This is a genomic window from Lysobacter sp. yr284 (assembly GCF_900107375.1).
Lineage (GTDB): Bacteria > Pseudomonadota > Gammaproteobacteria > Xanthomonadales > Xanthomonadaceae > Lysobacter.
The window spans coordinates 68,518-79,975 of record NZ_FNPT01000022.1; the positions used below are offsets into that span (position 1 = coordinate 68,518).

Here is an 11,458-nt window from a genome sequence, read left to right on the forward strand (position 1 = left end):
CATTGATCCTTTAGTGGAGCAGTAAATGGAGCTGCTGAACGACATGGCCCTGTTCGTGGAGGTCGTCAAAGCCAAGGGTTTTCGCAGTGCGGCAGAGGCAATGGGTATGCCGAACTCGACTCTTTCGCGGCGGATCAGCGGGCTCGAGAAGGAGATCGGACTGCGCCTTCTGCATCGCACGACGCGAAAAATTGAATTGACCGAAGCAGGCCAAGTTTACTTTGAGCGCTGCAAGCGCATCGTAGACGAAGCCAGGTTGGCGCATGAGCAACTCGGCGAAATGCTCGCTCAACCCAGTGGCCTGCTTCGCGTCTCGTCGCCGGTGGATTTCGCCGTGACTTATCTTGCGCCGTTAATCACCGAGTTTGCCGGCCTGTATCCCGGCATTACCTTCGACTTCGATCTGACTCCGCGACGAGTTGATATGGTCAGTGAGCCCTTTGATGTGGCGATTCGCATGGGAGAGTCGGAGAACTCGCAACTAATCGCACGCGCGCTGGCGTCCCTCAAGCCCAATCTCTATGCCTCGCCAGGCTACCTTGAACGATCAGGCGAACCATACAAGCCCGCCGACCTGGAGCGACACCAATGTTTGAGCCCCCGGGAGGCCGGATCGTGGACATTACAGGACGGCAAGAAGACCACCATAGTATCGATAGGCGGTCGTTTCGCGCTCAACAGCGCCAGCATGATCCGTCGCTTAGCCACACTTGATATGGGGATTGTCATGATGCCTGAGGAAATCGTTGCCGATGAAGTCGCCACCGGGAGGCTGCGTCGGATCCTGCACGGGTGGCATGGCAAGCCCACGTCGGTCTACGCCATCACCGAGACTCGGTTGCTGCCGGCGAAGACGCAGCGGTTCATCGAGTTTCTGCGTGAGCGGCTTGCACGGGAGTGATATCGCGGAGTTCGAACAGTGGAATGGCTGCTATGAGTCAAAGCGGCTTACCTCGAGTTGCAAGCCTTCCACGACGAGCTAGTCGGCATTGCCCAAGCCATCGACGCAGCCGACGCACTGCAGCCCACTGCGCGCAAGCCCGAACAATCACGCCGCCGCATCTTGGCCAAAGTCTTCTGCCTCTGGGCCGAGCAAATGCAGCGCAACCTCAAGGTGATTCGGTCGCCATAACGGCATCCGACATCGATCGCCGCCATGCCGGCGGCGATAACGTCTCATAAGAACAAAAAAATTCCAGATTCATTTCCCCGAGCCAAAGAAAATGAACCTGAAACCTTTTTGGATCGCTTTCGGCGAGATTTCCAGTCTCTCGAAACGCAACAATCAGGACGATGGCACTACGGACGCTCGTGAGGAGAACAACCGCGCGCCCATGGCCGCAATTGCTACCGCGGAATCTTTTTAATCAACCGCCTTTCACCAGTAGCCCCGCGCTTAATGATCGCAGCAGTATTCTGGGTAAAGCAGGCAATCGAATTCCACTCTTCACGAGTGATTGCCAGTGGCTTGGGCTGCTGATAGTTGCCGCTCTTCGACCACAGGATCGCCTTGCCTTGTTGCGGGTCGAGCTGGACGATGTTGCCCTCGATGGTGAGCTTCACGCCACCACCGCGCGCCCCCGGCCCTGAGCCCGCCCCGCCATGCCCCTCTCGATCCGCCGCGCCAAGGCCCGCGCCGCCGCCCTGCTCGATGCGCTCGAGGTCGGTGAAACCTGGGACGTCTCCGACGCCGAGCGCGCGTTCAATTTCGAGCGCCACTTGGCCGCGCTGGTGGCCCGGGCGCCGCGCGGGTTGCGCGGTCAGTTGCTGGACCTGGGACAGCAGGTAAGGGATACCTCGCCGACGTTCGCGCGGCTGTATCGCTCGACGGCGCTTCCCGGATTCGCTCCCTAGCCATCCGTCAAAGGGGGCAAAGACGCTGCCTGGGCGACACGGCCCCCAAGAGATATAGAGGCCCACGTTGAGTTACCACTTGCCACTGCGGGATGTCTACGAAACCCTGGGCGATTCAGTCAGCCCGAAACCGTCAGCACCGGCAATCGTGCGTTCAGTACATCTCATCCGGTCTCGACAGCAGCCTCAGAGTGATGTTCTTGATGGCAGCCTTGCTGGCGTCGGTGGCGGTGACATTGCACAGGATCGCGACGCCGCAACGTGTGTTCGGGTCGAGATAGGCGGCGGTGAACACGCCCGGATCGCCGCCCCAGTGGTTGGCCAAGGTGCGGTCGCCAAGCCGCGCCTGCATCCAGCCAAGCCCCTGGCCACTGAGCCACGCCGGCAGTTGGGCCGGCTGCCGCATCAGCAGCAGCTCCGCCATGCTCTGCGTTCGCAGCATGCGCGCATCGGCAGTTGCGCCGCCATTGGCGGCGGCGGCGACGTAGCGGGTGAGGTCCGCGATGGAACTGCGCAGCATCGAGCCCGGCCAATCGGGCGAACCAATCGGCGACAAGCGCAGATAGGCGTTGTCGGTAGTCAGATACGGGGTCGCGCTGCGCGCGGCCGGGGTGTCGGCCAAAGTCCAGAACGTGCTGGTCATGCCGAGCGGAGCGAACAACTCGCGACGGGTCAGTTCGCGCATGTCCTCGCCGCTCACGCGTGCAGCCAATTCGCCGAGCACGGCGTAACCGACATTGCTGTAGCCCCAAGCCGCGCCGGGCGCGCTGGCGGAAAAGCAGCCCTCGACCGAGTACGCCTCGCCGCCGGGCACTAGGTAGTCGCGCAGGAAAGTGTGCAAGGACAGATCGGCGTCGCGACCAGGCCGACGGAAGTCGATGCGGTAGTAGTTCGCGTCGCTGATACCGGAGGTGTGCATCAGCAATTGCCGCGCAGTTATGGCCGCGCCGCGATGACGCGGGTGGTGCAGCGGGAAATCCAGGTGGCGCGCGACCGGTTCGTCCAGATCCAATCGGCCCTGTTCGTGCAGCCATGCGATCGCGGTTGCGGTGACGGTCTTGGTGATCGAGGCGAGATGGAACACCGTGTCGACGTCGACCATGCGTCGCGAATCGATGTCGGCATAGCCGAACCCGCGAGCGAAACGCGTCGCGCCATCGCGCGCCAATCCAACCGCCAATCCGGGTATGCGTGCCTGGCGCATCTGTTCGAGCACGAACGCGTCGAATTCACGCGACGCCGAATCGGGCGGGGCCGGGCCTTTGCTCAGGCCGAAGGCCGGCGCGGACGCCAGCGCAAGGCCGGCGGCGAGGAAGCGCCGTCGGCCGGGTAAGGCGTCGTGACTTTTGTCCGTGCTCATGTCCACCAGCTCATTGAACGACCGGCTTGCAGCATATCCGTAGGCGCCTACATAATGTCAAGCGAGCGAAGTCAGGAGAAAGTTGATGGACTACCCGAGAAGTCTGGGCGGGGCGGCGATAGGCGCTCGTCTGCGGCGTCTGGCCGAACGCATAGACGGCGACGTGGCGCGGATCTACGCCGAAGCCGGTCTTGAGTTCGAGCAGCGCTGGTTCGGTGTCTTGAACCAACTGGCCTTGAACGGCCCGGCCACGGTCGGTGACCTCGCGGCCACCCTAGGCATCACCCATGCCTCGATCAGCCAAACTCGCAGTTCGCTAGAGAAGGCCGGCCTGGTGCAGTCACAGACTGATCCCGGCGATGCGCGCCGCAGGCCAATGCAGCTGACTCGCAAGGGGCGGCAACTGGTCGAGCGGCTGACACCGCTGTGGCAGATGCTGGAGCAGGTGGGATTGCAAATTGTGGCGGAGGTCGATGGCCTGATCGAGTCGCTGGACCGGCTCGACGATGTGCTGAGCCGACAGTCGCTGTTCGAGCGTGTCTTCGAGTCCGCACCAGAACTGACCACGCTTGGACTTGGGCGCGGACGCAAGGCCCGCTGATCATCTTGGAAAAAACGAGACATGCCACCTAGTGGCTAATTGTCAGATGGCGCCACCTTCGTCCCTGCTTACGGCGTTACGGCCTGCACGAGGCCGTCTTGACGGCCAAGCGCGGCGGCGCCCGCCGCTTCGCCCGCCCCACCGGCCGCACCGCGCGCCCGGCTGCCCCGCGGCGCCCACCCCTGAGCCGCCGCGATGCCCCTCTCGATCCGCCGCGCCAAGGCCCGCGCCGCCGCCCTGCTCGACGCCCTCGAAGTTGGCGAAACCTGGGACGCGCACGTTGCCGAGCGCGCGTTCAATTTCGAGCGCCACTGGGCGGCGTTGGTCGCTCGCGCGCCGCGGGGGCTGCGTGATCATCTTCTGGACCTGGAACGGCAGGCAAGAGTTACCTCCCCGACGATCGCGCGGCTTAATTGTTCGATGGGACTTCCCTGGGTGCGCTGAGCACAGCCCTTTAGCCATCGGCAAACGGTGCGAGAGCACGGCCTAGTGCGGCACCCAGGGTCCAGCACGTGTATATGTCGCGCTTCGACTGCGTTGCGTGAAGTGCTGGCCATCGCACGCGAGCTCTACGCAAACGGCGTTGGAACACTAAACCGACTCGGGGTACCAAGCGGCCGGACACGGCCAGATTTCGTCGGCCCGCCCCATCAATTGGCGCGTAGCGAAGCCATTACGTGCGGCATTGCTGGGGTGCCTCAGAAGCTTCAGTACTGCACCGAATTGAGTTTTTACTTTTGTGTCCTTGTCGCCGCCATTGCAGAAAAAGTCTGCTACGACGGCAGTCAGCACCGCGAACAGGTCCATTTGCGGCGTTGGCAAACGCAAGTGCTGTGTGCCCAAACCCGGACTTCGCTCCACAGAAATCTTGTCGGCCGTCGTGCGAGCCAACTCGGCCACCGCCCACTTGAGCTTGGCTTGGTCAAGCCTACTGTCAACATCACGTTGAACATGGAAGATTGGGTGATAGGCAGTGGGCTCGTCTGCTTTTTCCATATCGAAGTGCATCGCGTCTATCTCGAACAAGTCGCGCCCCCCATCGCCGCGAATCGTGGTGGAGAAAATGGACAGTGAGCATCGCCCCTGCACCAGGTACGGCGCGTCTACGCCTGGCTTCAAGTGAAAGCCGCCGTCTATGACTAGAGTATTGCGGTGCGAGGGGCCACGCTTGTCCGTTGCGGCCTTCTGTGGCGCGTTAGCTATGCAAATCGGGTGTGACGGTGACAGATCGACGCCTCCGCCGCCTTTTGGGGATTCACTCAGGCGAGCGGGAAACAGCAGTTGCGCCTGATGACGACTAATCAGCGGCCTGAGCTTGGCATCCCAGTCCATCCAGTAACGATGGAAGGTGTCGAATTCGCGCGGCATCGGTCAGCCTCGCAACATCGGGCCGAGTTCATCGAGATCCGACTCTAAGATACGCGACAAGCTGGCCCCCGGCGGCACCCAGTCGGGGTTGACGGCCGCCTCATCTTGCCGGATAGGCTTGCGCGTGAGTACGCAGTAGTACGCCACTGCGTGGGCTTCAGGATCCACGCGCTCAAGGGCGTAGCCTTCCAACGTCGAGGCGCGTGTAATGTCGCCACCCAGCTCATCGATGAGCGCGGCCAAATCGTCTTTCCAGTAGTACGGACCGAGAAGATCGAACGGTCCGGAATAGCGACAACGTGCCACCAGAGCCTGCACAGCGGGAAGATCAAAGCTAGCGGTAGTCAGGTTAACGAAAGCGGCGGCCGCAATGGGGTTCAAGATCGGCCCTGGAAAGGCGAGCACGAAGTTGTATAGCCAGTAGCCCAACTGCGCCCCAAATTGCACGGACTTAGAAACGCCAGCGGCTGAGCCGCCGGTGAAAAAATTGCTGCTCTGGCTGGTGTAACCGAGGAGGTCCGCCTGTAGCCCGGTTCGACCTAACAAGTGGGCTAGGATGCCAGCGGGACCTGAGTCTATTTCCAGCACCTCTGGCTGCGTCTCAATCAGTTCACGCAGTTTCTTGAAGCCATGCCAGATGCCTTCCAACTGTGGCATTAACGTGGCTTCAAGGTTGGGCCCAACGTAGTCACGGGGAATGAAAATTGCATTGTCGCCTTCCTTCGTCACACGCTTGAGGAACTCCAACTCCATTAGCCCGGTCGGCTTGTGCCCCTTGTTGTATCGGCATACCGGCACGCCCAGTTCCTGAAAGGCTTGGCGGTACTCGGTCTGCGTGCTGAACGAACCGCGTTGGCGCGAAAGGTCCGTGTCAAGCAGAACCAAGTCGACGCGTTCGCGCGCCACAAGGGTTTGCAACTTTTTGATCAGCTGTTCTTCGATCGGCCCCGAATCATCGAAGCTAGCCTTCACATCCTGTAGGCCGCTTTTTTCGCCGGTGAGCACCTCCACACCCTCGTGTGCGTTACCTGCCGCCTGAACCCGCGCGATGAAATCCGGTTCGTCTTCGATATGCAGGATACGCATGGATTAGCTTCCTTTCTCTTCCAGAGGCAAGGTGATTTTGAAGGCCGTGGCAAAACCAGGCGGGGCCTCTTCGAGGAGTTCGATGCGTCCACCCAGCCCCTGCACCACCTGCTTGACCACGCTCAGGCCAAGCCCCAGGCCTGAGCCCAACGGGTTATCTTCGTCGGTCGACGCCGTCGTAGTGAACAAGGGATCCCAGATACGTGTGCGGAGATAGTCAGGGATGCCGATGCCGTTGTCAGCGCACACCAGTGTGTGGTGGGCTCCCTCATTGGTGGCATACAGTCGAACGCGTCGCGGCTCGCCGGGCACCTTCGGGATCAGCGCCTTCATCGCGTTAGTCATCAGATTCATGACGATACCGTTGTAGGCCGCAACCGGGACCGCCGGTCCAGGCAGCTTGCTATCGATATCCAGCATAACAGCAATGCCGTAGCGGTCGGCCAGATGCGCAAGCGTTTTGGCCGTGAAATTTACCTGAGCCTTGGCCTTAAATGCCTGGGGCTTTAACTCCCGCGCCTTGTCAACGATCAGGCGCATGTAGTCACGGAAATGACCCAGTTCGCTTTCATAAGCGCGAAGCTGCGTCAGCGCCTCGATAACCTCAGCACCTGGTCGAGGCAACTTGTCCAGCAGTTCCGCAGCGTGTGTGAGCGTGGAGAGGCTCTTTTCGAACTCGTGGGTCAAAAGCCCTGCCATGACGCCCATCATCGACATTATTTCCAAAGAGCGCTTGGCATCATCCGAGTATGCCGCTGCTTCAGCGAATTGATCCTGAGCTTGGGTAAGCTGTTCGACGACGCGGCGCCGATAGGCGGGGTCGATGTGGGGAGAGGATTTAATCTCCTCGATCGCGGCACTGAGGGATGTGCGCGCCTGCTTCTGCTTGTCCCGAAGCTTTTTTTCTTCGAGCTTCAGTCGTTGGGCCCGATCGTGGTGCGCGAGCAGTTCCACAGCAAACCTCGCCACATGCCAAAGCAAGCGGAAGGCGCCGTTACTGCGCAGCGACTCGCGGTCCATATTCGGCTGCAGCCAATCATCTGAGACGAGGCTGTCCGCCGGTCGCTTTTGAGTGGTGATATGGATGCGGCCTACCAACTGGCTACCACGTGGCAACGCGAGCATGGGATTTAGCTTAGGATTTTCCCGCGCGCCAGGCTTCATTGGGTAGTAGACCGGCGTAAAAACAGACTGCCAAGCGCGCTCATTGCGCGCCTTGCTGGCATCCACGCCAAGCCAGTCGCTGCCGCGGTCGGAGTACGCCGGCATGGCAAAGCCGTTGTCCACGATTGCTAGCGATGCCGCTTCGCTCAACCAGCGCTGCGCGATCTTGCCGTTAACCGGTAGGTTGGAAAAGGTGCCGGCGCGACGCGGGAAGAATCGGATGTCGATGAACACCGGCGAGTGGAGCCGCACCGACATTGGCAAGTGGGAGATGTCTTCCAGTTCAATCGGCAGGCCGCGCTCGTCGGCATCCTGCCCTGGTTTGAGCTTTAAGGCGTTAGTCGAATAGTCGCGCGCGACATCGGCCAGCGGGAACCAGCCTTCGTCGAGTACCTTTTCGCTGCGATCCCAGAAAACTTTGTAACTCAAGCGTCCAGTTTCGGTGACCTGGATTCGGACCCGCCCCACGAAGGCCTTAAGGATCTCGGAGGCGACGCTGGGTGGCACCAACTCCGGCGTGCTAGCAGCATTGGTGAAACTGACGGTGAAACCAGGGTCTCGATCATCCTTTGGCGCGGCTTCCTTATGGCTGAAGGCGAAGGCCGGACGCTCAAGGCCGGCGGCCGGGTCAGTAAGGCGCAGGATATCGGTTTTCACCTGCGCGACCGAGATCGCCTCGGCTTCATCGCGCAACTGCGCGATACGTAACGTCGTACCGGTCGCTTCGCCGGGCTTGGCCTGGCGCACGCGGTAATCGATGGTGACTTGGCCGATTTTTTGGGCTTGGGCGATCTTGGTCCAGTCGAAAGTGGCAGTGAGTTTCGTACGCGCCCCAACACGCCCGCCAGGTACGTCGGCAACGGTTGTTAGTTCCACCATGCGCCCCAAGTACCGCGCTGAAAACCGACCCACTCCCTTCGAGCCGGCCATTGCGCGGCCGTAGCGGCGCGAGTAGCGTTGCTTACCCTTCGCCGGGGAGCTAACAACCATCCAGTTATTAAGGAATTCGTTTTCCGTCAGCCCATGGCCGTGATCGGCAACCACGATTTGCGTGTCATCCAGGGTGATCTGGCAATCGGGCGAGTCAGCGTCGTAGGCATTCTTGATAAGCTCGGCGAGCGCAATTTCGGGCTTGCTGACCAAGCGCTCGCCTAACTCTTCGAACAACGCAGCGCTGACGCTGAAGGTGGCGTGCTTGACCTCGTCGGGGCCAGCCTTCTGTGAGGACGCGACCACTTTGGCTTCCCGTGCCTTGCGCGCCATCTCCCTCTCCTTAGTCCCCGACCCGCTGTAGTACCGCATTGAGTTGGCGCACTTCGATCTTACGTAGGTTATTCGAATGGTGCACTAGGCGACGGCTGAAATCGTAAGCGCGCAATCGCGAAGCAAGTATGGCCAGCTTGGGTTTGGAGCGCTGGGTCAGCACGGCATAAACCGAACCCACCGCGACCGCGCCAATCTCGTTGACGACGACCTTGGGAGCCTTTCCCACGAACCCGGACGAGACTAGCAGAGCCGGCGCGGGGTGGGATACGTAGCGCGCCCACTGCGAGCGATTGGTACAAGTCGAGTAGCGCTTCCAGCGCGTGCCCACGCTGTCCAAGTACGCGGACAACTCCGGCGACCAGTTTGCCTTGTCACTGCGGATCAACCAGCAGCGTGCCCCCGCCTGCACGAAGTCACGTCGAAAGGTTTCGGCATCGAGCACATCGGCCTCCTTCGCGAGTCGGCGAAGGCTGGTCACACACGGCGTGACGTCGCGTCGTTTTTTTAATCCGTAGTGCAAGCGCTGTTGCTCGGTTAGGACGAAGATGTCCTGTCCGCCCGGGCTCAGGCCGCGTAGCGCATGCACGTTGCCGTCGCGATCCGCATAAGGCAACACTGACCTATCGGTACCCGAGGGTGACGTGAAGGTGCGCACAGCGCCATTGCGACCGATTTCGCCAAAGGTCCACCGCCCGCTGGTGCCGCGCTTGTCGATGATGGTCACAGAAGCTGTGGTAAGCACGCGTGGAAAAATGTCCGCATCGAAGCGGTAGACCTGCACATCCCAGCTTCGTTCGCGCAAGTACGCTCGAAACTCCGTAGCGCTCGGACGCGTGACCCACTCATAGGGAACTAATTGCACGACTAAGCCGTCGTCGCGAGTACGCAGTAGTGCCTGAAGCATGAAAAGAACGAACACGTTCGCTGTGTCTTTCAGCCGCGTGCCACTCTCATGCTCGAGGCGATCAAGCACGGTTGTGCGCCAATGGGGATCCAGATGCGCTGCCTTGATGAAGGGTGGGTTGCCGATGGCTAGGCTTGCCTTAGTGCCGCGCCAAGCCATGGCGTCGCCCTGCACTACTTGCGCCGTCTGTGGCAGACCCTCTTGCGTTATTTTATCACGGTCCTGTTCCACGCCCAAATAGCGACCAAAGCGCGCCCTCGCGGAGCGCGCAAAGCGGGCGTCGCCGGCCCCCAGGTCGAGGACAGAAGTAAATTCAGCGTCTCGTCGCGCCCCCAAAGCCAAGTCCCACAGCAGATCCACCACGTCTGGAGGCGTGGCGACTTGGCAGCGCTGCAGGTGCTCAGGTTTCACGCTCTGAACCTTAACATAAAATAGTGATATCGTTATAATATGACGCAGACGCCGCGGGATGCAAATTTTCAGGCCGCCCTTGGACTTCGACTCGGGCTGCTGCTAGATCAATACTTGCATTGGAACTTGTCTTCGCTCGCGGCAAAGCTCGGCTATACCAACGACTCGGCGCTGCGCAAGGTGCGTAAGGGGCAAGCAGGCCTGTCTGCCGACAAGTTAGCGCTATTGGCCGAACTGCCAGTTGGCAAAAACGCTGAACGCATTTCCATCGATTGGTTACTAACCGGACATGGCGCCCCCCTGACGGCGGCGCCGGCCGAAGCCCCGCAGACCGAGTTGCTTCGACGCGTGGGCCAGGCTCCGCCCGAGGTGCAGCAGCGTATTGCTCACTTTTTGGATGTGCAAGAAGCGCGCGCGGTCGTGGCCACGCACGCTTGTCCGCCTCCGTCTCGCTCACTACGACGCTGAAGCGTAGTACGGTCAGCTGCCGGCCGCGAGCCCAGCGCTTCAACAAGTCGTAGTCGAAAGCCCGCCGCGTTTGGTGATCGCAACGACTGGTGGAATGCCGGTGTATGTCGAGCGCCAGTGGTACGCAGCGGGGGCGACGGTTATCCGCGCCAACAGGTCCAATCGGGTGACGAGAAGGCCACGTCGCCGTGAATGGATTGCCCTGCCCATCAATCGGCTGCTTTTAAGCTGACCTACATAGTGTTCTCGTGAACCTACTAGTTCGAATCCGGGAGCCGTGGGCGCGCCAACTCCCCCTGTTCGAACCTCTCTATTTCGAGAGCAGCGACCATCGAAAACGCCTTGTTTTCGGCGGTTTTCGCGTTTTGGCGTTGGACCAAGATCGGCGCGGTTTCGACCGAAACGGGGCAGATCAACCCTACTTTTCTCTCTCTTTTCTCAGGGCGTTGGTTTTTTAGTCCAACGCGCGATTTCGCGTTTTCTTTGTTTTCAATGACTTAGCGTTGGTACAAATAGGGCGGTTTGATGGCATATATGCCCCTCAGAATCGGGATCAAACCGTCTGCCCATGCGTGCTTGCGAGACCACGAGGTAAGGACTATAAGTTCTGCACCGGCTCGGCTACGCGCCCCGGTGTTTTGCCTGCATTGCCAATCGGCTCCAGGTGCCTGCTCTTCCGCTATGGCGGAGACAGGATTGCCTACCTCACGGAGCCGCTATGCCCAACCTTCAACGTCTTCGCGAACGCGCCTTCGTAGCCCAACAAGGCCGCTGCTGCTATTGCGGCCGTGCCATGTGGCTGCAATCTCCATCCGAACTTGATCTGCAGCCGCCCAGAACAATGTCACGGCAATGCACCGCTGAGCATTTGATCGCTCGTCACGAAGGCGGTCGTAGCACCAGGGAAAACATTGCTGCCGCCTGTTGGCTCTGCAATCAGCGTCGGCATCGAAGAAGGCGCCCTCTTTCGCCCGAT

General features: G+C 60.6%; 11 protein-coding genes. 5 read left to right on the plus strand and 6 right to left on the minus strand.

All coding sequences use genetic code 11. The features are described from left to right. Window positions 1-25 precede the first annotated feature (25 nt). Entirely contained in the window at window positions 26-901 is an 876-nt protein-coding gene (locus tag BLV01_RS21770; RefSeq protein WP_091805066.1) for a LysR family transcriptional regulator, read from the plus strand. A 446-nt stretch (window positions 902-1,347) separates the two neighbouring features. Here the strand turns inward: BLV01_RS21770 and BLV01_RS25885 are convergent, their stop codons facing one another. Beyond that, window positions 1,348-1,563 carry a hypothetical protein gene (locus BLV01_RS25885; RefSeq protein ID WP_139179044.1) on the minus strand — a complete coding sequence of 72 codons (216 nt, stop codon included), beginning with the start codon at window positions 1,561-1,563 and terminating at the stop codon, window positions 1,348-1,350. A gap of 39 nt (window positions 1,564-1,602) precedes the next feature. Here BLV01_RS25885 and BLV01_RS21775 point away from each other — a divergent pair, with 39 nt between their 5' ends. Next, a complete protein-coding gene (locus BLV01_RS21775; RefSeq protein ID WP_091805069.1) occupies window positions 1,603-1,854 on the plus strand; it encodes a hypothetical protein in 252 nt (83 codons plus the stop codon). A gap of 154 nt (window positions 1,855-2,008) precedes the next feature. On the opposite strand, the gene BLV01_RS21780 is transcribed toward BLV01_RS21775, so the two are convergent. Then, a complete protein-coding gene (locus BLV01_RS21780; protein ID WP_091805072.1) occupies window positions 2,009-3,214 on the minus strand; it encodes a serine hydrolase domain-containing protein in 1,206 nt (401 codons plus the stop codon). Between the two features lie 85 nt (window positions 3,215-3,299). Between BLV01_RS21780 and BLV01_RS21785 the strand changes: the two genes are divergently transcribed. Both BLV01_RS21785 and BLV01_RS21790 read left to right on the plus strand, forming a co-directional pair. Next, complete coding sequence (locus BLV01_RS21785; RefSeq protein WP_091805075.1) at window positions 3,300-3,815, plus strand: MarR family winged helix-turn-helix transcriptional regulator; 516 nt, start codon at window positions 3,300-3,302, stop codon at window positions 3,813-3,815. 195 nt (window positions 3,816-4,010) lie between these two features. Next, window positions 4,011-4,259 (plus strand): hypothetical protein, encoded by a 249-nt coding sequence (locus BLV01_RS21790; RefSeq protein WP_091805078.1) that lies wholly within the window; start codon window positions 4,011-4,013, stop codon window positions 4,257-4,259. Window positions 4,260-4,406: 147 nt separating this feature from the next. Here BLV01_RS21790 and BLV01_RS25890 read toward each other — a convergent pair whose 3' ends face one another. From BLV01_RS25890 to BLV01_RS25895, 4 genes are read right to left on the minus strand one after another with little or no spacing between them, the layout of a single operon-like run. Next, window positions 4,407-5,183 carry a hypothetical protein gene (locus BLV01_RS25890; protein ID WP_139179047.1) on the minus strand — a complete coding sequence of 259 codons (777 nt, stop codon included), beginning with the start codon at window positions 5,181-5,183 and terminating at the stop codon, window positions 4,407-4,409. Between the two features lie 3 nt (window positions 5,184-5,186). Next, window positions 5,187-6,269: a hypothetical protein gene (locus tag BLV01_RS21795; protein ID WP_091805082.1), complete on the minus strand. Its 1,083-nt coding sequence runs from the start codon at window positions 6,267-6,269 to the stop codon at window positions 5,187-5,189. 3 nt (window positions 6,270-6,272) lie between these two features. Next, entirely contained in the window at window positions 6,273-8,696 is a 2,424-nt protein-coding gene (locus tag BLV01_RS21800) for a sensor histidine kinase (RefSeq protein ID WP_175486193.1), read from the minus strand. Between the two features lie 10 nt (window positions 8,697-8,706). Beyond that, window positions 8,707-10,014: an Eco57I restriction-modification methylase domain-containing protein gene (locus BLV01_RS25895; RefSeq protein ID WP_139179050.1), complete on the minus strand. Its 1,308-nt coding sequence runs from the start codon at window positions 10,012-10,014 to the stop codon at window positions 8,707-8,709. 39 nt (window positions 10,015-10,053) lie between these two features. Between BLV01_RS25895 and BLV01_RS25900 the strand changes: the two genes are divergently transcribed. Continuing rightward, window positions 10,054-10,482 carry a hypothetical protein gene (locus BLV01_RS25900; RefSeq protein ID WP_139179053.1) on the plus strand — a complete coding sequence of 143 codons (429 nt, stop codon included), beginning with the start codon at window positions 10,054-10,056 and terminating at the stop codon, window positions 10,480-10,482. The last annotated feature ends 976 nt before the right edge of the window (window positions 10,483-11,458 follow it).